Origin of the sequence: Mastigocoleus testarum BC008 (assembly GCF_001456025.1) — a bacterium.
In the GTDB taxonomy this organism is placed as follows: Bacteria; Cyanobacteriota; Cyanobacteriia; order Cyanobacteriales; family Nostocaceae; genus Mastigocoleus; species Mastigocoleus testarum.
Window position 1 is genome coordinate 169,933 of sequence record NZ_LMTZ01000013.1, and the last position, 23,464, is coordinate 193,396.

A 23,464-nucleotide genomic window follows, 5' to 3' on the forward strand; every position below is an offset into this window, starting at 1 on the left:
AGTACTAGTTTTCTCTGAATTCATTGGACTTAGCACACTAAAAAAGTTCGAAAAAACGCCTTAACCCACTGCAAATCCGGTATATTGCCTTACTAAGGGTTCATGAAACGCCAAAACAATATCTGATTTAGGAACTCCTAGATTTACTAACTTTGAAGCAATATCAATTTCTGTACCATCGTGGTGGATCCAAACCTTTCCACCTTTTATATCAAGATGTAAAACACATCCATACAGAGGTTGTCGATTTTTCCATCCTGTATGAACAACCTGATAGCGGTCACGTTCAGTGTCGAAAATCAACTCAGTTTCAGCTTCACCCTCTGATGGACTCAAACTTGCATAATCGCTCAATAGTTGTTTGATATAAGTGCGATAGCGTTCTAATTTTTCCATTCTAAAATCACCTCGCCAACTGGATCGTAAACGATTAATGTAATTTGAAAACGTTTAATTATGGTTTGAACAAATGGAAGCTTAAAAAACTTACGATGTACCCCGATTGGAACAGCTAGATATAAAACACGTTCGGATTGTCCTTCTTCCAAGGCTACTCGATAATTAATAAACTGCCCCACCGCAGTATGAAAATCAGAAATATTTGATGTACCGATAAAACTTTTTATTTCAACAGCGATTTTTTCCTCTCCCCGTTCTGCTGCAATAATTTTTTCTGCTCCCAAGTCAATTTCCATATCAGCCCCACCTGCTTGAATCCTAAGTGGGTCATTTGTAATTAACCAACCCTCCTTTTCTAAACCTTTTCTAACTGCATAGTGAAAAACATCTTTAGCCATTGAGTTGGTTGCATCATAATTCCGACTAATTATGACTATTACTTAGAAGTATAGCAAGCCTGAAATTTGCCTCGGTACTGAATTGTAAGGTAATTATGTTATTGCCGCAGCCACCCCTAATATTCCATCATTTGAATTTGCTTATTAGCTGTATTTTGTGCTCGTACCATAGCTTGCTCTAAACTCTGCTCTCCCAACATCGCGCTGAGAAACTGATTGTCGAAACTATTGACGATCGCAGCAGGGTACTTACCCACTTCCCAAGGTGTAGCGTAATTAACTCCAGCGACCAAAGCACTTCTCAATGGATCTTGCTCGTAACCTAACTTCTGTGCGACAGATTTACGACTAGGTAGAGCAAAACCTTTGCTCGTCCACTTTTTCATTCCTTCTTTACCGGTGAGATAGGAAATTAACTTCCAAGCTTCAGGTTTATGTTTTGTTTGCTTATTCATGACATAGGCTACGGTAAATGCCATAGTACCTGCTTTACCATTGATCCTAGGTACTTCAGCAGTAGCAAATTTTAATTGGGGATAAGTTTCTTGTAAATAAGGAATAGCCCAATTACCTTCGATCGCCATTGCGACTTTACCTTGTCCAAACATTTCACTACCGGAGTTTGTACCCACATCGGTCTTTTGAACTGAAGAGCGATCCCGAATATATTGATCTACTACTAACTGTAATCCCTTGAGTCCACTTTGACTTGCAAAAACTGCATTTCCACTTTTATCGACAATTCTTCCATCAAAAGCTTTAATTTTGTAAGCTTGACGCGCTAGTTCTAAAGTTTCACCAAAACCATAACGCTTGATTTTATTATTTTTATTATCATATGTAGTTAACTTACGGGAGTAGAGACGTAATTCATCCCAAGTCGCGGGTGGTTTTTCTAATCCTGCTTCAGTAAATGCTTTGAGGTTATAAAACAGCGCCAAAGTAGAATAATCCTTTGGTAGACCGTAAATCCGATCGTTATACTTAAACGAATTTAATAAAACCGGTTGAAAATCTGATAGATCAAATTCGGGAGTAATATAGCCATTTAAAGGTTCCAGGACATTTTGACTCATTAAAAATGGTGCTTCCAATCCATCCAAGTAAAAAACATCGGGAGCAGCATCACCAATTAAGCGAGTTTTAATAACATCCATATATTGGTCAGAGATTTCCTCGTACTTGACCTTAATTCCAGGATTCCCAGTTTCAAAACCTTGTAGTACTTGTTTTAATAACTTCTGCTCCGTTGGAGAAGCTCCCCAACCACTAAGTTTGACGGTAACTTTTTCGGAGTTAGTTTGTGGGGTTGAATTGATGAATATATTTTGACAACCAATGATAGTTACAGCGATCGCGACCAAGGCGATCGAAAAACTGAATAAACTTTTCTTCATCTCATGCGACCAATAAACGGGCGAAACAGTCAAAGTCTCCCTTTTTAAGTGGAATTTAGGGAGACCCAAAAATTTTTTGCTTTATAAATAACAGTTTGAGTTAATACATTGGATTAATACATTCAGTAGATGGGATTGAATACCATACCCAATCGAAGGTTTATTTGTTACCAGTTTTTTCGATTCATTAATTCTACTAATACCGTAATATCCCTTAACTTATCTCAGCTATATGCTTTACAAATAATTCTGTAATTTTAATTTTTATTTAATATTTTTCACAACAAAATTCATGTATAGAATAAATCTAATTCTCTGAAAGTCTTGTCATGCAATGAATTGAGCAATTCATATTATTCCCCGATTGGGTTATAAAAAAAATTAAGATATGTTTTGAGAAAATGTACTTACGTTGAGATATGTAAGATAAAATGACAAATAATTGTCAGGAGAAATCTGATAAAAATCTCACATCTAAAAGAACAAAATTAACAAACCATTAGGAACTTTCGTCCCTGAGGATAGCAAATGCATTCTGTTTTGATTAAACCCGCTGTCACAGTATCTCCGGAGATTACTCAGGGTGTAGCATCTCCAGCAGCACTACCCCCGACGTCACAAACGTTGACTCAGAAAGTTCAAGATCAAAATAATCCCGTTCAAAATAATTCTGTTCAAAATAATTCTGCTCAAAATAATTCTTTTCCAAAAACCTCCGCTCTCAAATTTCCCAAAAATGCTATTCGTAGGAGTTTAAAAGCTTCTACGGTAGATGCAATATTCGCCGCAATTTTTACCATAACTACAACCGGTGCGACTACAGGGATTTTACTGAGTAACTTTCTTGTAGAACTGGAAGCTTCCCCTGTAGAAGTGGGAATGCTGTGCTCTATCCCCATGATGGTAAATCTACTGCAACCACTAGGCGCTTATTTCTCTGAACGCACCACAAGTCGTCATAGTTATTGCTTATGGACCCATGGAATAGCCCGGATAATGTGGTTATTTTTAGCGATCGCGATTGGATTAACGACCTTGGGATGGAGTCACTTTAGTAACCATCAGTTAGTAGTTTTAACCCTACTAATTATTTTAGTAAGCCATATTGTAACTGCTTTGGGTAGTGCATCTTGGCTGAGTTGGATGGCAATACTTGTACCTAGTAAATTGCGAGGTAGGTATTTTGGATTACGTAATTCTTTAGCAAGTTTAACTCAACTACTGAGCGTACCATTAGCTGCTTTGATAGTCTCTAACTGGTCTGGAGGAAGCATTCAGGGTTACGGTATAGTTTTGCTGCTGGGAATCATCGCTGGAATGATTAGTTTGTCATGTCAGTTCTTCAAGATTGACGTTAATCCCCAAGAGCAAAATGCAACCTCTAGCGAGGAATTTGACAGTCTCTCAGGAGCAAATGTAGATTCTGATTCTGATTCTCAATCCTTAGGTTCCAAATTCTCAGCTTGCGAATCTTTAGCTTCTAAATCTTCAAATACTCAGCCTTCAAATACTCAATCTGTAAATACTGAATGCTTAGCCTCTGAACCTTCGGTTAAAGCAAACAAAGCTACGAGAAAAAGCATTTTTAAAGACAAAAATTTTTTAATATTCTTGGTTTATTTTGGGTTATGGATGTTCGCATTCAATCTCAGCACACCATTTTTCAACCTGTACATGCTCGATACCTTAGATTTAGATGTGAGTTGGGTCAGCTTGTACGGAAGTTTTCAGGCCGGGGCTGGAATGTTAATGTTGATAGTATGGGGTCGAATCGCAGATAAATTCGGTAATCGTGTAGTGCTATTACTGACAGGAATTTTAATCGCAATTACACCTATTTTTTGGATATTAATTGGTAACAGTTCCACTGATATCTGGCTGTGGTTACCGCTATTACATATTTTTATTGGTGGTAGTGTTAACGCCGTTGAATTATGTGGTAACAACTTACAAATAGCGATCGCACCAACCAGAAATCAATCAATCTATTTTGCGATCGCAGCTGCTGTAGCGGGTGGAGCGGGTGCATTAGGAACAACGATCGGTGGTTTTCTCGCAGAAAGTACTTCTTTTATTGGGGGTCTACCTGGGTTATTTGCGATTTCAGTCGGATTTCGACTAGTTGCGCTCATTCCTTTAATGTTCGTGGAAGAGAAGCAAAATATTCCCTTATCTTTACCGGGAATTTTTCAAGGTTTTAGACAAAGACGTAAATTATTGGCTCGTGGTTAATGGTGTTTGGTAATTGGTAATTGGTAATTGGTAATTGGTAATTGGTAATTGGTAATTGGTAATTCTTAGACTTCCTCATTACTTATTACTTATTACTTCTTACTGTGCGCTGTAGACACTAAAGTGTCTCACTTTGTGTTCAGCTTTGCTGTCTATAACGCGCCCCGCTTACGCTAACATTACTTATTACTCCTTACTCCTTACTTTTCAAAAGTGAATACGTGAGACGTTACACCACAAGAAATATACATAATGTAACGTCTTCACCTTATTCAATACCTTCAGCTCTAGGGTAAGCAAATCCAAAAAATCAAAAATCCAAAATCAAAAATTTAGACAATCGAAATTTAGACAATCGAAATTTAGACAATCGAAATTCAGACAATCGAAAATTTAGACAATAAAAATTTGAGACATTGAAGAACTCAGACTGTCAAGAATCTGGATAATTCAAAATTGTCTATTAATCTACCAAAGTTGGACTCAAATTTTTGGTTTTTTCCCACACAACAACTTCTTCGTTAATGGTGTGAGTCAGAGGTTGATGTAAAGCAATTAACTGCGCCAAACTTTTCTTGAGTAGAGTGCGAGGTATAATCTCGTCAACAAAACCGTGTGTGAGTAAATCTTCTGCTGTTTGGAAATCTTCCGGTAGTTTTTCCCGTAGAGTTTGTTCGATTACTCGTCTACCTGCAAACCCAATTGTTGCTTTAGGTTCTGCGATAATAATATCCCCTAACATTGCAAAACTAGCAGTTACCCCACCTGTCGTTGGATTTGTCAACACAGGTATGTATAACAATTTTGCATCCTGATGACATTGTAATGCACCAGAAATTTTTGCCATTTGCATCAGCGAGAGCATTCCTTCCTGCATTCTCGCACCACCAGAAGTACAGACAATCACTACAGGATAGCGACGTTGGGTAGCTTGTTCGATTAAACGAGTAAGCTTTTCACCTACCACAGAACCCATGCTCGCACCAATGAAGCGAAAGTCCATTACCGCTAAAGCAACAGGTAACCCATCAATCTTACCCAAACCAGTTTTTACCGCTTCAGTTAAACCAGTTTTTTCCTGCATATCCCGCAAACGATCGGCGTAAGCTTTGCGATCTCTAAATCCTAAGGGATCGTTGGGACGTAGATTTTCATCCATTGGAGTCCAAGTATTGGGATCGATTAACTGACGGATGCGCTCGTCGCTATCTACCCGGTTATGGTGTCCACATTCGTTACAAACCATTTGATTGGCTTTTAGGTCTTTGGTGTAACTGAGAACAGCACACTTAGGACATTTATGCCATAGTCCATCAGCAATTTCCCGTTCTTGGGGTTCAATGCTAATTTGACCAGATTTTCGTCGATTTGCAAACCAATCCAGCAGAGATTTCAAGCCACGTGATTCTTCGTTGTTCGCCATTTTTATCTTATAAAACTAGATAGTATGTCGAAAACCAACCAAGCTACAACTACAGGAGGTGAAGCTTTTTAGAGGTCGGTATTGATCTTTAGTATCTTTAGTAAGCACTCATTAGTCGGTGAACTAATAAACTAACGCCGATAACTAACGATCAATTGCTTAAATTTTTTATCCAAGCAATTCAGACCATATGCAGGCATATTTGGTTGCCAGCTTAACGAAAATACAGAACCCAACACAAGTCAGATCTTCGCATTTAAGAAATTTTATCGGTCAGATTTGACTTCATTTTTACATTTAATGTATTCTTACAACTTTGATGTTTGATTGTTTAAATTCATATAACTTAATTTCTAAATAAGTAACTTAACTAGGAACTCTGTTGGCATAGACTCGCCACTCGATAAATCTTTTTTGCCAAGGGGACTTTGTCATGAAGAGTTATACAAGTCACATTTTAATGTTATCAAATTATTAAGACTATATAAAGTAATTAAATCTACAGTATGGGGATTGGGGATTGGGGATTGGGAAATGAAGAATTAGGAATTACAAGTTATATATAAATTGCAAACTACAAATTACAAGCTATAAGTCACAAGCTATAAGTCACAGACTATAAATCACAAACTATAAATCACAGACTATAAATTACAAGTTATAAGTCACAAGCTATAAGTCACAGACTATAAATTACAAATGACAAACTATAATTCAATCCCTACTCTTTCTAATTACATTAATGGTCAATGGGTAACATCAAAGGCTAAAGACTTTCTTGAAGTTAAAAATCCTGCAACAGCCGAAATCCTCGCCAATGTCCCATTATCACCAGCTTCTGAAGTTGAGCTAGCTACTGAAGCTGCAGCCGAAGCTTTTATTACCTGGCGACGTACTCCACCCACCCAAAGAATCCAATATTTGTTCAAACTAAAAAATCTCCTAGAGGAACATTTGGAGGACATCGCTCGCACAATTACCTTGGAATGCGGTAAAACCTTGACGGAATCTAAAGGTGAAATACGCCGTGCAATTGAAAATGTTGAAGTTGCTTGCGGTATCCCAATGATGATGCAGGGAAGTAACTTGGAAGATATTGCTAAAGGTATTGATGAAATTATGATTCGTCAACCTTTAGGAGTCTGTGCTGCGATCGCGCCATTTAATTTTCCAGCCATGATACCCTTTTGGTTTATGCCCTATGCGATCGCTTGTGGTAACACCTACATCGTCAAACCATCGGAAAAAGTACCCCTAACAATGCAAAAAATCTTTGAGTTGTTAGAAAAAACAGGTTTACCAAATGGGGTTGTTAACCTAGTTAATGGGACAAAAGAAACCGTAGATGCAATTCTCGAACACCCAACAATTAAAGCAATTAGTTTTGTTGGTTCCACTGCAGTAGCTAAGTATATATATAGTTGGGGAGCAGCAAATGGTAAACGGGTACAGTGTCAAGGTGGTGCCAAAAATCCAATTATTGTTTTGCCTGATGCAGATATGGAAATGACTACCCGGATCGCAGCAGATAGTGCTTTTGGCTGTGCGGGACAACGTTGTTTAGCCGCATCTCTCGCCATAACTGTAGGTGATGCAGGTAAAACATTTACAACAGCGATGGCTGAAGCTGCTAAAAACCGGGTTGTAGGTAATGGTTTAGAAAATCATGTACAAATGGGACCAGTAATTAATTCTCAAAGTCAGATGCGAATTGAGAATTTGATTGAGAAGGGTGCTGTAGAAGGCGGAAATTTATTAGTAGATGGACGAAACCCCAAAATTTTTGGATGTGAAAAAGGTAGTTTTATCCGTCCCACTATTTTACAAGATGTAAACCCATCCGGAGAGATTGCCCATACGGAAATTTTTGGTCCGGTTTTAAGCACAATCCACGTCAATAATATTGACGTGGCGATCTCGTTGGTAAATAGCGGTAATTACGGTAACATGGCTTGTTTATTTACCAGTAGTGGTGCTGCTGCGCGGAAATTTCGTTATGAAGCTGAAGCAGGAAACATTGGAATTAATATTGGTGTTGCAGCACCCATGGCGTTTTTCCCCTTCAGTGGTTGGAAAAATAGCTTTTTTGGTGACCTACACGGACAAGGTAAACACGCGGTTGAGTTTTTTACCCAGACAAAAGTTGTTGTAGAACGTTGGCGCGATGAATGGGAAAGAAAGTTTTAAATCCTCAACGCGATCGCAATATTGAGATTTTCTCTAGCCTGACATCTTTGTAGAGACGTAGCACGATCTTTGTACATAAAGACGTAGCATGCTACGTCTCTACACTAGGAAGCGAATAAACTAATTGCACCAGTAAGCAGAACCATCGCGTTCTCTGTTAATGAATCCTTTTTCAAATAATTCTCGCCGTAACATAGCATGATCGCCAAAAATGTGATGCTGCTGAAGAATTGTATTAACTTCTTTTTCTGTGTAATTTACTCCAGTTTCAAACTTGCTAGCTAAATACTCCAAAGCTAATAATTGAAATTTACCCTTATTTCGTTTAGAAGGCCATTCTTTTAAACGTCCTTCTTCATCCAGATAATTTTTGAGTTCAATTTTGTAATCCATAACTTTGCCATATTACCAAGCATCAAAACTCAGAGCGTGTTTGCGCGCAAGAGAATATCTTTGTTTAGGTCACCTTTATTTCCGCCCCGTAACGCATTGCCATCAAGATTTATTTTATAAATATTTTCTAAATATTTTCTAAACATCAAAATAATATGATGGGCACCTAGATTTTGTAAATTCGTCAAGTTTCAAGTATGTTCTAGTTTTAAGTGTGTTCTAAAATAGGGTTTTGCTAAAAAGATAATTAAATACTAGGTTTTATTTATACATTAAATTGCGAAAAACTGAGTAGAAAGTATTCTAGATTCTTGTTTTAGTAAGCTTTTTAATGATTTATTGACATTAAATACTTAGATAATTTTTTACAATCAAACAGATATTTGAGGAGAAGAATGTGAAACGAGTAGCAATAGTAAAAACATTAATCGCATCTTTAAGTTTATTGACTGTTTTTGCACCTTCCGCAGCCAAAGCTCAAATTGTACCCCGTCCTTGGGTTTCTGTTGGTTCCCAAGAAGGAGACGTAACCTTTTCTGTCGGTGCTAGGGCTGTAGGTGTGGGTGTAGAGTTGGGTAGAGGACCTGACGAATCTACTGGAGTAGATGTATTGAAATTTATCAATTTTCCTTTTGTCGCGCCCTATGTCGGAGTTGGATACTATTCAGAAGATAAGGGATTTGCTTATTCTGGTGGAGTACAACTGAATAGTTCCGATAATGTTTTCATCGGTGCTGGTTATAATTCAGTTCGGGGAATTAACGGACAAATTGGGGTTAAATTTTAAGTTCAGGAGTCAGGAGTCAGGAGTCAGGGGTCAGAAATTAGAGAAAATGAAATTCACCTCTCTAAATTTTTCTACAAAGTATCTTTTAACTCCTGTCTTCTAATTCCTGTAGAGCGGGTGAGGAGGGGCTGAGACGCGCCTAAAGGCATAAATAAGCGCAGCCATACCGTAAGATTTAACGCCGCACCGTAGGCTCTGCTACATCTCTACTACTTCTGATTCCTGACTTCTAACTTCTGTTAGCAAAGCGGTGCGCTATTGCGCACTATTCTGACTTCTGACTTCTGACTTCTGACTTCTGACTCCTGACTTCTGACTCCTGACTCCTGACTCCTGACTTCTGACTCCTGACTCCTGACTCCTGACTCCCCAATTCTCCAACATTCTATTCCCGCACTAATCGAAAACCAAACAAAATGTGACGGGATTGAATCGGACGAGTATGAAAATAAGCAGCCCGACAAAATCCAGGTAAGTCGTCCCAAGAACAACCTTTCATAGCTGAAACCGTACGAACAACTTGCGATCGCAAAGTAGAAGTATATTCAAACACATTTCCTGCCATATCCTCGACACCGTAAGGACTACGACTTTTCATGAAGGTAGCGATCGCATTAGTGTAATTTAAGCCACTACCAGCCCAGTTAGTTGCATTGGGATTCCATTTGTTACCCCAAGGGAAGTAACGTCCATCTTTACCACGGGCGGCTTTTTCCCATTCCTTTGCCGTTGGTAATCTGTAAGTATAATTATCTTGTTTGCTTTTCCATTGAGCAAAAGCGATCGCATCTTCGTAGGATATTAATACTACCGGGTGTTGTGCTTGTCCTGATGGATATTTACCGTTATTCCAGCGATAGGGTTTAACTGTAGTATAAGGGTGTACTAAAAAACCTTGTTCTTGGTAATCCGATTCGGAAATATCTGGTGGGCGATGATTAGTCGCTTGGACAAAACTTTGATATTCTGCATTTGTGACTAAATTCCGACTGATGCAAAAAGCAGGAAGAAAAATCACTTTTCGGGGAGACTCCCCATTAAACCAACCAACCTGTCGTAATTCCCGTTCTTCTTTTGCTACTGTTGTGGAGTTTTTTACTGCTGCTTCTGCTGAAATCCGATAAGCATAATCTCGTTCGGTTTTGTCACTACCAAAAATAAATTCACCTGCAGGAATAAATATAAAAGAACTATCATTATCAGTCTCACAGCGACTGCGGCTAATTGACTTTGGTGAAACTGAAGATTGTTCGAATATAAAATTTGCGATCGTCCCAGTTATAACAAGCGTCATTCCAACCCATATGAAAATTGGAAGTCGTCGCTTTATTCGCAACATAAGCAGAATTATTCTGGATTCTCAGTGAAAAATCATACCACTATCAGGTTACTCTCATCCACGAAGATACTTTCTGAATAAACTTAAATTATTGTTGGTAATTGTTAACTGGCAATTGGTAATTGGTATGCACCCGCACTGCTAGCGCAGTGTTAGCAAGGCGTGAGTGACGCATAAGCGTCATATGGTAATTGGTAATTGGTCGGAGTATTCGAAAAGCTTACAGATTTTTAGGTTACGAAAAATTTCCTAGATCGATTATCGCCCATCTTCATATATCTAAATATAATTTTGGAACCAGTAAATTTAAAGTAGGTAGGTAAAAAATAATGCAAAAAAACTTATTTTTGGGTAGCAGCTTATTACTATTAATGTTTGCTGCAGGTTGTGGAAACGTTCAATCAAATTCCGAACAGGAAATTGGTGAAACAGGAAAACCTCAAATTGTTACTTTGACTCAAACTGGCTGTCAATTTGTCGAAACAGAAAGCAAGGACCATCAGTTTAAAACAACTAAAGCTGAAGACTGTAAGGGAATCAATGCTAAAACCTTAGCAGAAAGACAAAAAGGATTTAAGCCTTTACAACTCAAACCAGGAAAATATATTTTTCGAGTTGCTAACCGTGACGTTCCCTATGAATTAGGTTTTTATCTCAGGGGAGAAGGTCTTAATCAGGTAACTTTACCCAAGGTTAGCGGTGGTGGTCTAACTAAAGGTGCAACTCAAGATTATGAAATTACCCTCAAACCCGGTAAATATGTTTTTAGCTGTCCGTTGAATCCCACACCCGATTATCCAATAGTTGTGTCTTAAGAAATCAACATTCTCACACATTCAGATGAATCTAACTTTAATGCTGCTTGGGCGATCGCTTCCGCTTCTGGAAAACTTAATTGGGCGATCGCTTTTTTGATTTTTGGAATTGCGTGGGGATTTAAACTAATTTCGTCGATTCCCAAACCGACTAAAATTGAAATAGCTTGGGGATCGGAAGCAAGTTCGCCACATAAACCAACCCAAATACCTGCTTGATGTGCAGCTTGGATGCTTTGATTGATCATTTTTAATACTCCCGGATGCAAACCATCAGCTAATTTTGCTACTCTCGGATTAGTGCGATCGGCTGCAGTTGTATATTGACTTAAATCGTTGCTTCCAATGCTAAAGAAATCTACTTCTGTTGCTAATCGATCAGCGATCGCCACGGCTGAAGGAATTTCAATCATCATTCCTACTTCCATGTTTTCATCAAAGGGAATATTTTCTTGACGTAATTTTGTTTTTACTTGATTTAATATCGCTTTTGTTCTTTGGAGTTCGGCTAAAGTTGCAATCATGGGAAACATAATTTTGATCCTATGACTGGAACTAACCCTTAAAATAGCTCTGAGTTGAGTTTTAAATAATTCCACATTATCTAAACAAAAACGAATTCCTCGCCAACCTAAAAAAGGATTACTCTCCAAGGGTTTTTGGAGATAAGCTAAAGGTTTATCACCTCCCACATCCAAAGTGCGAATTATTAACGGTTGGTTTTCTAATGGTTGATTTACTAAAGATTTATGTTCTAAAGATTGATTATCTAAAGATTGAGCAATTTCTTGATAGATACTAAATTGTTCCGCTTCCGTAGGTGCTTTAGCTCGATCCAAATACAAAAACTCAGTCCGTAATAAACCGAAACCTTCAGCCCCCATTTTTAAAGCTACTCGAGCATCTTTAATCCCAGATATATTTGCTAAAACCTTGATTCGTCGTCCATCGCGAGTCCTTGCTAATTCACGAACGCTTTCAAGGGCTTGGTTTTGGGTATTTTCCCACTCCTGCTGTTTTACTTGTAGCTCAGCTTTCACACTTTGGTCTGGATCAATCCAGATTTGACCCGTTTCTCCATCCAGTGCGATCGTAGTTTTATCTGTGACTTGCAATACTTGTTTTGGTGCGCCCACAACAGCAGGAATACCCAAACTCCGAGCTAAAATTGCACTGTGAGATGTTGCACTACCTTGAGTTATACAAATTCCCAAAACTAAACTACTATCCAACTGAGCTGTATCAGAAGGTGTAAGGTCTTTGGCAACTAAAATAGCTGGTTGGGATAACTTGGGAGGACTAGTAACGCTACCTCCAAGCAATTGCTGCACCCTTTGTCCCACATCTATCATGTCAGCTGCTCGCTCCCGCATATAAGGGTCGTCCATTTGGCGATAACCGTTAGCTATTTCTTCAACTGTAAATTGCCAAGCAGCTTCAGCATTTAAGTTATGCTCATAAATGCGATGACGAACTGCATCTAACAGTGCGGGATCCGACAAAAATAATAAGTGAGCGTCAAATATCGCAGCTTCCGAATCACCTATTTGGGTTGAAGCATGGGAAAGTAAAGTCTGAATTTCTTGATACGCTGTGATTAAAACAACTTGTAAACGTTCCCATTCTCCTTCAACATCATCCACATATCGTTCTTCAACAGCTAAAAAAGTCGGTTGATAACGGACAGTAGGAGCTATAACCACGCCAGGAGAAGCTGGAATTCCTCGTAGGAAAGAATTATTAGGACCATTGGGAATTTCGGTTGAACTTGGAGATGTAGTAGATGGGGACTCATCAACGATTTCTGGTTCGCCAAAATTACTTTCGATTAATTTCTGTAAGGTCATTAACGCTTCATGAGCATCCGTACCCGTAGCAAAAATCGCCAAATCATCACCGCAACGAGCGCCCAACATTGCAACTTCGTTGATACTCTCACCGCGAACAGGTACCCCACCTTTGGTTAGATTTTGTACTCTAATCTGGGATTGAAATTGGTTTGCTGTTGCAACAAACTTCGCAGCTGGACGGGCATGTAAACCCATTCGATTACTGATTTTGACCTGTATCCGATCTGCATGTTGTTCCTCTTCACTATCTATTAAATGAGACTGGGATGCAGATGTAGTAAATTCAATATCCTCCCCTAATTGTGCGGATTTTGCTGCAAGTGCGCCCTTGGCTTCAGCTATTACCTGATCGATATTTGCTCCAGAAGCAGCAGCAACCACAGCAGCGATCGCACCTTCAACCAGAGGAGCAGCACATAAATGAACCTTTTCTTGTTGTTCGCTGGGAAGAAACTCCAGAGCCATTTCTGCGCTCATCAAAGCACTTCCCAAATCCATTAAAATTACTACACCATCGTCACTGTAAACCGACTCGATGGCAGCATGTACTTCCATGACATCGGTACCTAGGGGGTTTTCCGGGTCATCTATTCCCGCAGCGATCGCTAACGGAACCGTACCTTGAACCATTTGTGTAGCCAGTTCCCGGACGCCTTGGGCTAGCTGTTTGCTATGAGAAACTATAATAATTCCGACCACTACAACACTATTAACCTTGTTGAGGGGTGTTTAAATAAGAGAGTTACTTTAACTCAAGATAATATTATTATGCGAGCACCTGTAATTTAAGAGTACTGCATAACATAAGTTTAAACATCTTCATTTGATAAGCTGGATTTATTTATTTTTTTTAATGAATTCTATTTTTGAGATAAGTGTGAAGGTGTTTTCGAGCAAAAGCTAGTGATAAAGCTAAAACCCTACAAAATAATTCTGAAATAAACGATTCAATAAAATAACAAATTTTAAAGACCAATAATAAGGATTTTACTCGAAATTAACCGTATATTTGCTGTAGTATTTTCCTAGGAAGTCAAACTTGGCTAAATAATTCTACAGAAATATTATTAAATTTGATTATGGGGCGGGAAATTTTAGAACTAAATACTGAAGATAGCAGCACTATCCTAGTAGCAGTAGAAATTCCAGAAACAAATGTTGGTCAAGTATCAGCAGTTGGAGAAACATCAATCAAGAAGCTCGACCAAAGCTTTAGTATTGTCCAGGATTTAATTGTTCGCGCCTCTCGTCCATTGACAAAGGCATTTCAGCAGCTACACGAAGAAACACAAGCTACAGATGCAGAAGTTGAGCTAGGTATAAATTTTACTAGCAAAGGTTCAGTTTATTTGGTAGAAGCATCTGGACAAGCATCTCTGAAAGTGACTTTAAAGTGGAATTTAACACCAAAACTAAAAAGTAGTAATCCTGGCTGATGATTAATTTATAAAATCAAGCATTAAAATCAAGCAATTCTTTTAGTTTGTTAGTTTTCGAACTATTTATAATCGTAAAGGTAATAAATTCTCATGTCTTGGGATTTAGTTAAAAAATGTACTGAAGCCATTACCTCGGAAGATGGTAAAGTTTGGGGTACAGGCTTTTTTATCTCATCCGAAGGACATTTACTTACCTGTGCCCATGTAGTTGAAGATGCTGGTGGTTATGAAAAAATACGGGTAAATGGGCAGCCTGTAAATTTAATTTACTTGGGTAGTAGAAGTCATGATGACTTTGCAGTTTTGCAATTATTTGACTATCAGGGTTCTTCAGTTCCCCTTTCAATAAATTTTCAGCCAATGGATAGATTTTTGTCTATTGGCTACGGACGTCCCGATTTTCCTAAAGGCGCATCTATTGACGGTAACATTACGGACATTAATCCTCAGTCTGTCTTTGGTAATTTGCCAATGCTTCGATTACGAATAAAGGCAAATTCACAAAATGTACAAAGAGGTTATAGTGGTTCGCCAGTCTTTGATGCAGAAAATCAACGAGTCATTGGCATAATTGCTGCTTACGATAATACAGAAGGTGCATTGGCTGTACCCTTATCAACAGTGCAAGACAAATGGGTAAATTTAGAGAAATTCATGAATTTACAACCATTTGTACCGCCAATTGAAGCAAATAAAAGTGCTAGAGTTTTTATCAGCTATCGCAGTCAAGATCCAGACTTAAGCCTTGCTCAATACTTCTATGAAAGTTTGAAAGCAGATGGACACGATCCATTCATGGCGGGGGAAAGTATTCAACTGGGAGAAAAATGGACGCAGCGTATCGATCAAGAATTAGAACAATGTGATTATTTCTTGTTGCTATTATCTCCAAAATCTGCAACAAGTGAAATGGTAATAGAGGAAGTACGACGAGCAAAGGAATTAGCAGACTTACGTCCCGAAAAGAAACCAGTTATTCTACCTATTCGTGTTCAATTTCCCATGAATTCTCCGCTCAATTATGACTTACGGGGTTATTTAAGGCAAATTCAGCAGCGAGAATGGAAATCATCTGCAGATACTGCAAAAATTCTCGAAGAAGTTTTAAATTTATTAGCAAGGGAAGACAGTAATAATTATTCTGAAACAGATAAGACAGAAGATTTATCTGTCATACCTACACTTCAACCATCTAATATTACCTCAACAGAATGTTTTGCTCTTCCTCTCCCAGTTGCAGAACCAGAAATACCAGGGGGAAAAGTAAATTTAGCTTCAAAATTTTATGTAGAACGCTCTCCCATTGAAGAACGTTGCTATGAAACCATAGTCAAGCCAGGTTCTCTAATCCGCATCAAAGCACCTCGACAAATGGGTAAAACTTCTTTAATGGCGAGAATTCTACATAAAGCTTCACAAGCAGATTGTTTAACAGTACCTTTGACATTTCAACTAGCAGATAGCAAAGTATTTCAAGATTTAGACAAATTATTGCAGTGGTTTTGTGCCGTTGTAGGAAGAAGATTAAAAGTATCTAATAAATTAAAAGATTATTGGGATGATATTTTTGGCAGTAAAGATAACTGTACGGTTTATTTCGAGGATTATCTTTTAAAAGAAATTAATCAACCTTTAGTTTTGGGATTAGATGAGGTTGATCGCGTATTTGAACATTCTGAAATCGCGGCTGATTTTTTTGGACTTCTACGTGCTTGGCATGAACAATCAAAAAGCACCGACATCTGGAAAAAATTACGACTGATAGTAGTGCATTCTACAGAAGTTTATATTCCCATGAATACGCACCAGTCACCTTTTAATGTTGGACTACCGATAGAGCTACGTGAATTTAATTGCGAGCAAATACTCGATTTAGCAAGACGACATGGATTGAATTGGGATTTTAATCAGGTAAATAAACTTACAGAAATGGTCGGTGGGCATCCATATTTAGTAAGAGTTGCACTTTACCGTATTGCTGGCCGAGATACTATACTCGATCAACTTTTAAGTATTGCACCGACTGAATCTGGCCCTTATTGTGACCATTTGCGGCGACATTTGTGGAATTTAGAACAACATTCAGATTTAGCTACTGCAATGAACAAAGTCGTCAGTAATACTAAGGCTATCAGGTTAAATCCGATAGAATGCTTTAAATTACTCAGTATGGGGTTGATAAAAGTACAAGGTAATGATGTTACCCCACGTTGTAATTTGTATCGTCATTACTTTAGCGATCGCTTGAGAATTTAACTGATGAGTACAGAAAAACAGCCAGCCTACGAATATCAAGTAGGGGGTAGTTTACCAGTTGATGCCCCCAGTTATGTTAAACGTCAAGCTGATGAAGATTTATATCAAGCATTAAAAGCTGGTAAATTTTGCTATGTATTGAATTCGCGCCAAATGGGTAAATCCAGTTTGCGAGTTCAAGTGATGAAACGCTTACAATTAGAAGGTTTTGCCTGTGCAGCACTCGACCTGACACAAATTGGTAGCCAGCAAGTTTCTTCTCAACAGTGGTATGGCGGTATTATTAGAACTTTAGCTAGAAATTTTCAGATCGCGGACAAATTTAATGTAAGAGAATGGTTACGCGAACAAGTGCGTGTATCTGATGTACAACATCTAAGTGAGTTTGTTGAAGACATATTACTTGTTGAACTTTCTCAACCAATAGTTATTTTTATCGATGAGATAGACAGTGTTCTTAGTCTGAATTTTCCCACCGACGATTTTTTTGCATTTATTCGATATTGTTACAATCAGCGTGCTGATAACTCAATTTATAAGCGTTTGACATTTGTACTTCTGGGAGTCGCCACACCCTCTGATTTAATTCAAAACAAAAAGCGTACACCTTTCAATATTGGTCAAGCTATCACTCTTAATGGTTTTCAAGAAGAAGAGATTGAGCCTTTAGCTAAAGGATTGAAGGGTAGAGTAGATAATCCTCAAATTGTTCTAAAAGAAATACTACATTGGACTGGAGGACAGCCATTTCTGACTCATAAGCTTTGTAACTTTATTCAATTTAGTAAAAAATTTACCTCTGTAGAAGAAATAGTACAAAATAGCATAATTAAAAACTGGGAATCTCAAGATGAACCAGAGCATTTACGTACAATACGGGATCGAGTTTTTAGAAAAGAAGAACTCGCTGGAAAGTTATTGGGATTATATCAACAGATTTTGCGACATAGAGAAATCGTAGCAGATGATAGTCTAGAGCAAATCGAATTGCGACTATCAGGATTGGTTGTAGAACGGGATGATAAATTAAAAGTTTATAACCGAATTTATAAGTCTGTTTTTAATCAGACTTGGCTTGATAGGGCGTTAGCCAATTTACGCCCATATGCTGAAGCAATAACAGCTTGGCTAGCTTCTAAACGTAGAGATAAATCACGTTTATTAAGAGGAAAGGCATTACAAGATGCGCGATTATGGGCAGCAGGAAAAAGTTTGAGTAATGAAGATATTGATTTTTTAAGTGCTAGTCAAGAACTTCAAACTATAGAATTACAAGATGCTTTAAGATTACATACATTTAGGTTTAAAAAAGGTCAAGTTTCTGACATTATTCAACTCATTAACTTATGCCATAAATTTCCAGAAGAAGCTGTAGATTATTTTTTCAATGGTGATATTACTCAATGGTTAAGGGGACAAGGTAGAACAGATTTAGTAAATATTTCACAAAAAATTATACGTGATTATATAATTCCCGATACAACAGAAATTTCACAAAAACTTATATCTCGTAGTGTTAACACTGACATTACAGATAATTATGAATTTAAACGACGTAAAGGGTTAGAATTATGTTTACGTGAATTCTGTGAAATAGAAAATCTAGAAATATATCCAAAGATATTTATAGAACCAAGTTTTGTAGATTTTGGTGAAATACCACTAGGTTCAAAAATAACATTTAATTTGCGAGTTGTTAATAAAGGACGTGGCTTTGTATGGGGAAAAATAGAAAGTGATAAGCACCTTTATGGCATCACATTTTTAGAAAAATTTAATTATTTAAAGAATGATATATTATATGTCACGCTAGATACTATTGATGTTGCTATAGGTCATTATCAAGGGAATATATTTTTTAAATTTGAAGGCTTACCAGAGTGTTTTAAAATCCCAATAAAATATATAATTACTTCTATAAATGTTATTATAAATCCTTCTAATGTAGATTTGGGGAAGATAAAATACTCAAAGTCACCAATATTTCACTTGAGAGTTACTTGCAAACCATCTAATGGAAAGATTAAAGGAAAAGTTTTTACAGAAAAAAATTTCTTAATTGTAAATCCTTATAATTTTGAAGAATCATCATTTAAATTACAAGTAAAAGTAAATACAACAGTATTAGGTCAAGGGTGGCATGAGGATAAGGTCTTGCTCAAAACTAATACAGGAGATTATGAAATACCAGTTGAATTCATAACATCTATAAGAATAGAAGAAGAAGTACCAAGAATACTTATATCTGGTTGTATTATCGGATTATTAATGTTGTGTATCCGAGCGGGTATAGGATCAATTATAGGAACAAATGAACTGTGGATATTATCATTTCTAAATGATCAACCTAACTCTTTTTCTCAACTATGTACATTTACAAATAATAAGTCTGAAATTATTAGTGAAATAAATTCAACATTTAATTTATTAGGGCTAACTATTTATTTACTTTCTTTGATTATATTACTACAAACTAGTATTGCAAATAAAAAAAATAATTTTTTTATTAGAAAATATAAAATTTTGTCAATTATTTTATTTTCCCCATTAATATTACTAGGATTTAATTATAGAGATTTATTAGGAAGTTTATCATTAATAGTTCTTGATTCAAGCGCATATTTATATACAGTTATTGGTATAACACAACCATTTAATGGATGGTTCTGGTTAGGGTTTTTTGCCACAATGTTATTCAGAATAATAAGTGTAAGAATTAATTACATCAAAAAGATAAATTCTATTCAAATTAGTGTATTTACTATTTTAGTAGTCATTTTAATAGTATTTGCTGGTTGGTTGACGGTACAGTTTCAAAAAAACACATGTTTTCTATAAAATCATCATATAATCTCTATATCTAAATAATATTTGTCCGTTACACAAAAATTTACTTCAACAGCAATTTTAAACCAAAAACATAAATTATTCTCCAGACATCACACTCTTCAAAACCTGCTGAAAACTTTCAAAATCAGCTACAGTAATTGAGTTAGTAAAAAGCAATTGTAATACCGACTCTTCACTTATTCCATTAATAGTTTCTACGACTTGCTCTGGTATTTCCTTAAATCTGGTACGTAAAATTTTAATTATATTAAATCGTGCTTTATGGATTTTTGTAAATCCTTCAAAACTTTCTTCCTCACCCATTATTATTGCCTATAGTCAAAACTTTACTCGTATTTAATCATACCAGAAAAACCATACAATATTTGGTGTTGTATTGAAATATCAACAGGGAATAATCGAAGTTTATTATACACACCTAAAGTGAATTTTATCTAAGTATTAGTACTTTTGGAAATTTATAAATATTCTACTAATTTTCTGTTATTTCTAATAATCAATCAAAATGTCAACTAACTTTATACTGAAACAAGCAAGCATTTTCGATGCTTTGTATTACAAGTTACTTACTTTTGTTCTCCTATGTTAGAAGATTTATGTGTGATTAATGAGTCATATTATTCAGTGTAAATATCATTTGTACCCTCGATACAGACCTTTCTAAAATCAGTTGAAAATCTTCTCGAAAAGGTATAGTTTCCATATTCTGAAAAGTATTTTTAAGATATAAATCTGAATATTAATTTCAATATAAAAATGTATATGGAAAAAATAAGCAGCTATTTCATGCATTTGACCCCGATCAAAAGTTACAAATTATCTATGGAGTGAGATATCTGGTAACTGATTTTATTGTTATGTCCAAACAATTAGTTTTAATGGATCACGATGGTGGTGTTGACGATTATTTAGCTACCATGCTGCTGATGACAATGAACCAATATGAACTTATTGGTGTTGTTGTTACTCCTGCTGACTGTTACATTCAACCTGCTGTTAGCGCGACGCGAAAAATTTTGGATTTAATGGGAGGTTCTCATATCCCTGTAGCAGAAAGTAATGTCAGAGGTATTAATGCTTTTCCTTATCTTTACCGTCGAGACTCATTTGTGGTGGATCATCTCCCCATTCTCAATCAAAAGGAAACTATTTCTACATCTTTGGTAGCTGAATCTGGTCAAGACTTCATGCTAAAAATGCTGCAAGAAGCAACTGAACCTGTAACTTTGATGGTCACTGGACCTTTAACAAATGTGGCATTTGCTTTGGAGCGATCGCCAGAAATTGAAGCAAAAATTCGCCGGATTGTTTGGATGGGTGGTGCTTTGAACGTCTCCGGTAACGTCGAGAAAAATTGGGAACCCGGACAAGATGGTTCAGCAGAATGGAATGCTTATTGGGATCCAATTTCTGTTGCGCGGGTATGGCGATCGCAAATTGAAATTATAATGTGTCCTTTAGATATAACTAATAGCGTCCCAGTCACATCTGAGTTAGTGCAAAAACTTGGACAACAGCGCGATCGTCCAATCTCTGATTTAGCAGGACAATGTTATGCTTTGGTTATCCCCCAAGATCACTATGCTTGGGACGTTCTAGCAACATCTTATTTAGGTAACCCAAAAGCTTTTGAGTTAAAAGAATGGGAAACAGAAATTATTACCTCCGGTTTAAGTCAGGGACGGACTAAGGTTGTTACCGGAGGAAGAAAAATTTTCGCAATGGATAAAGTTGATAAAGATTGGTTTTATTCTTACCTATTACAACAGTGGAGAAGATAAAAAGTAATAGAAACAAAATTTTGCTATCTGTAGGGGCGCACCGAAGTGCGCCCTGATGACTGATATATTTCTTATGTGCAAATCTTTGCAAATTCTCAACTTATTCTCATACTCAGATCCAGCCATTTGGATTGAGTAATCGGAGCGCTACTAGATATATAATCAACTCCAGTTTCAGCAACGCTTCGGATCGTATCTAAATTAATATTTCCCGAAGCTTCTATTTTGATGCGTTCGCCCCGCGCGTTGCAATAGCTGAAATCCCGAATCATCTGAACTGCTTGCTTCATCAAATTAACAGGCATATTATCCAGCATAATGATGTCAGCCTTGTACTCTATTGCTTCCTTTACCTGATCTAAGTTTTCCGTTTCTACTTCTATCATTAATGGATAAGGTATGCGGGAGCGAATACAAGTAATTGCTTTTCCAATTCCTCCAGCAGCAGCAATGTGATTATCCTTAATCATCACCGCATCATCCAAACCCATACGATGATTAATTGCTCCTCCCACCTGAGTTGCATACTTTTCCAAAATTCTCAAACCTGGAGTTGTTTTCCGAGTATCGACGAAATTTGTGGGTAAATCGGCGATTTTTTCTACATATATATAAGTGAGACTTGCAATACCACTCAACCGCATCGCTAAGTTTAAAGCTACTCGCTCCCCAGTCAGCAGCGCATCTAAAGAACCTTCGATTTTTGCGATCGCTGTACCAGATTTACAATATTCCCCTTCTTTTACTAGGGGAGTAAAACTGACTTTCTCATTCAGAAGTTGAAATACCCTAGCAGCGATCGGTAAACCAGCAATAACACCATCAGCTTTGGCGATCCACTGAGCTTGACCCGTAACCGTATTTTCAGCAAGCAAACTTTGAGTCGTGCGATCGCCCCTTCCAATATCTTCTTGTAACCAAGCTTTCAAATAATCATTCAGCAGTAAGTTTGGTGGTAATACAGCATTTGAAGTTCTCATTGAGTATTGCTCATCTCAAATTTTCCGATATTCAATCTATATATATGATGATTATCCGATTAGGGAAGTACTAGATTATCTGAATCATCAAATTCAAAGAATGGATTCCAAGCGACCTCCCATAAGTGACCATCAAGATCGGCAAAATATCCACTGTAACCACCCCAAAAAACTTTTTGTGCTTTTTTGACAATTTTTGCACCCAGTTTTTCGACATTCCTCAAGACTTCATCTACCTCTGCTTCATTTTTGGCGTTGTAAGCAAGGGTGATTCCCGAAAAGCCATGTCCTTCAGGAGCGATCGTCACATCTTCAGCCAATTTATCTCGTGGGTAAAGTGCAAAAACAATTCCACCCAACTGGAAAAATGCAATATTCTCCGTACTCGCGCTGGATGTTTTCCAGCCCAAACCGTTTTGATAGAAATTCAAAGACCGCTGAAAATCTTCAACTCCCAAAGTCACAATATTTAGTTTCTGTCTCATAGACTAAAAATAATGAACGCCATACTAATGTACTAGCGGATGTTTCTTCGGACAATATATTTAGACGTTCCATCCGTGTGAAAGAAATCGCAAATCAAGACAACAAGTGATTTCACAAAATTCAAGTACAGAAATTCAAATACAGAATATTGTGGCAGTCTAGCTGGAGTGGAGTAAGACCTTCAACTAACTTGATGCCTTGAAGGGATTTCATATATATAGATAGTGAGATGACTTGAGGGATTGAATTTTGTCGGTGCTTCAGGGCTCAAAGCAGGGAAAATAAAAAATATTTTACGGCTACAAAATTTGCTGTACAAGGATTTGAGGGGTTACAGCAGAAAAAGTCCCAAAATTTTTCGAAAAAGGTGTTGACAGGTCCTGGGAGTATCGGTACTATAAACAAGTGCCTGAGAGAGGGGAGCGCGAGAGCGCAACACTCTGAAGGCTTCG

Annotated in this window: 19 protein-coding genes; 8 read left to right on the forward strand and 11 right to left on the reverse strand. The window is 37.2% G+C overall.

Features of this window, described 5'->3' with window-relative positions:
* Positions 1-60 precede the first annotated feature (60 nt).
* The 3 genes from BC008_RS03930 to BC008_RS03940 form a co-directional block, all read right to left on the reverse strand.
* The gene (locus tag BC008_RS03930; protein WP_027846577.1) at positions 61-396 is read right to left on the reverse strand and encodes a XisI protein; all 336 of its coding nucleotides are present in this window, start codon (positions 394-396) and stop codon (positions 61-63) included.
* Positions 384-797, reverse strand: coding sequence for a XisH family protein (locus BC008_RS03935; protein ID WP_036268625.1), 414 nt, complete (start codon positions 795-797; stop codon positions 384-386). The genes BC008_RS03930 and BC008_RS03935 overlap by 13 nt, the downstream gene beginning before the upstream one ends.
* 116 nt (positions 798-913) lie before the next feature.
* Complete coding sequence (locus tag BC008_RS03940) at positions 914-2,194, reverse strand: ABC transporter substrate-binding protein (protein WP_027846579.1); 1,281 nt, start codon at positions 2,192-2,194, stop codon at positions 914-916.
* A 528-nt stretch (positions 2,195-2,722) separates the two neighbouring features.
* Here BC008_RS03940 and BC008_RS03945 point away from each other — a divergent pair.
* Complete coding sequence (locus BC008_RS03945) at positions 2,723-4,426, forward strand: MFS transporter (protein ID WP_027846580.1); 1,704 nt, start codon at positions 2,723-2,725, stop codon at positions 4,424-4,426.
* 463 nt (positions 4,427-4,889) lie between these two features.
* On the opposite strand, the gene accD is transcribed toward BC008_RS03945, so the two are convergent.
* Entirely contained in the window at positions 4,890-5,849 is a 960-nt protein-coding gene (gene accD / locus BC008_RS03950; RefSeq protein WP_027846608.1) for an acetyl-CoA carboxylase, carboxyltransferase subunit beta, read from the reverse strand.
* A gap of 699 nt (positions 5,850-6,548) precedes the next feature.
* Here accD and BC008_RS03955 point away from each other — a divergent pair.
* Positions 6,549-8,036 carry a CoA-acylating methylmalonate-semialdehyde dehydrogenase gene (locus tag BC008_RS03955; protein ID WP_027846607.1) on the forward strand — a complete coding sequence of 496 codons (1,488 nt, stop codon included), beginning with the start codon at positions 6,549-6,551 and terminating at the stop codon, positions 8,034-8,036.
* A gap of 120 nt (positions 8,037-8,156) precedes the next feature.
* On the opposite strand, the gene BC008_RS03960 is transcribed toward BC008_RS03955, so the two are convergent.
* Positions 8,157-8,429, reverse strand: a complete 273-nt coding sequence (locus BC008_RS03960) for a DUF2087 domain-containing protein (protein WP_027846606.1) — start codon at positions 8,427-8,429, stop codon at positions 8,157-8,159.
* 397 nt (positions 8,430-8,826) lie between these two features.
* On the opposite strand from BC008_RS03960, the gene BC008_RS03965 reads away from it, so the two are divergent.
* Positions 8,827-9,216 carry a hypothetical protein gene (locus BC008_RS03965; protein WP_027846605.1) on the forward strand — a complete coding sequence of 130 codons (390 nt, stop codon included), beginning with the start codon at positions 8,827-8,829 and terminating at the stop codon, positions 9,214-9,216.
* 255 nt (positions 9,217-9,471) lie between these two features.
* Here the strand turns inward: BC008_RS03965 and BC008_RS52020 are convergent, their stop codons facing one another.
* Positions 9,472-9,600: a hypothetical protein gene (locus BC008_RS52020; protein ID WP_268768194.1), complete on the reverse strand. Its 129-nt coding sequence runs from the start codon at positions 9,598-9,600 to the stop codon at positions 9,472-9,474.
* 1 nt (position 9,601) lies between these two features.
* On the reverse strand, positions 9,602-10,510 hold the full coding sequence (locus tag BC008_RS03970) for a formylglycine-generating enzyme family protein (RefSeq protein WP_036266602.1): 909 nt from the start codon (positions 10,508-10,510) through the stop codon (positions 9,602-9,604).
* Between the two features lie 374 nt (positions 10,511-10,884).
* On the opposite strand from BC008_RS03970, the gene BC008_RS03975 reads away from it, so the two are divergent.
* Complete coding sequence (locus tag BC008_RS03975; RefSeq protein WP_027844767.1) at positions 10,885-11,370, forward strand: hypothetical protein; 486 nt, start codon at positions 10,885-10,887, stop codon at positions 11,368-11,370.
* Here the strand turns inward: BC008_RS03975 and ptsP are convergent.
* A complete protein-coding gene (gene ptsP, locus BC008_RS03980; RefSeq protein ID WP_027844768.1) occupies positions 11,367-13,919 on the reverse strand; it encodes a phosphoenolpyruvate--protein phosphotransferase in 2,553 nt (850 codons plus the stop codon). The genes BC008_RS03975 and ptsP overlap by 4 nt on opposite strands.
* 380 nt (positions 13,920-14,299) lie before the next feature.
* Here ptsP and BC008_RS03985 point away from each other — a divergent pair, with 380 nt between their 5' ends.
* The 3 genes from BC008_RS03985 (at position 14,300) to BC008_RS03995 (ending at position 19,753) form a co-directional block, all read left to right on the forward strand.
* Positions 14,300-14,656 (forward strand): CU044_2847 family protein, encoded by a 357-nt coding sequence (locus tag BC008_RS03985; protein WP_027844769.1) that lies wholly within the window; start codon positions 14,300-14,302, stop codon positions 14,654-14,656.
* Positions 14,657-14,749: 93 nt separating this feature from the next.
* The gene (locus BC008_RS03990; protein ID WP_027844770.1) at positions 14,750-16,915 is read left to right on the forward strand and encodes an AAA-like domain-containing protein; all 2,166 of its coding nucleotides are present in this window, start codon (positions 14,750-14,752) and stop codon (positions 16,913-16,915) included.
* Between the two features lie 3 nt (positions 16,916-16,918).
* Entirely contained in the window at positions 16,919-19,753 is a 2,835-nt protein-coding gene (locus BC008_RS03995) for an AAA-like domain-containing protein (RefSeq protein ID WP_058183180.1), read from the forward strand.
* A gap of 87 nt (positions 19,754-19,840) precedes the next feature.
* On the opposite strand, the gene BC008_RS04000 is transcribed toward BC008_RS03995, so the two are convergent.
* Positions 19,841-20,068 carry a hypothetical protein gene (locus BC008_RS04000; RefSeq protein WP_058183182.1) on the reverse strand — a complete coding sequence of 76 codons (228 nt, stop codon included), beginning with the start codon at positions 20,066-20,068 and terminating at the stop codon, positions 19,841-19,843.
* Positions 20,069-20,622: 554 nt separating this feature from the next.
* Between BC008_RS04000 and BC008_RS04005 the strand changes: the two genes are divergently transcribed.
* Positions 20,623-21,546, forward strand: coding sequence for a nucleoside hydrolase (locus BC008_RS04005; RefSeq protein WP_027844771.1), 924 nt, complete (start codon positions 20,623-20,625; stop codon positions 21,544-21,546).
* Between the two features lie 95 nt (positions 21,547-21,641).
* Here BC008_RS04005 and nadC read toward each other — a convergent pair whose 3' ends face one another.
* Together nadC and BC008_RS04015 are read right to left on the reverse strand one after the other, a co-directional pair.
* The gene (nadC, locus tag BC008_RS04010; protein ID WP_027844772.1) at positions 21,642-22,526 is read right to left on the reverse strand and encodes a carboxylating nicotinate-nucleotide diphosphorylase; all 885 of its coding nucleotides are present in this window, start codon (positions 22,524-22,526) and stop codon (positions 21,642-21,644) included.
* A 59-nt stretch (positions 22,527-22,585) separates the two neighbouring features.
* The gene (locus BC008_RS04015; protein WP_027844773.1) at positions 22,586-23,011 is read right to left on the reverse strand and encodes a VOC family protein; all 426 of its coding nucleotides are present in this window, start codon (positions 23,009-23,011) and stop codon (positions 22,586-22,588) included.
* Positions 23,012-23,464: the final 453 nt, after the last annotated feature.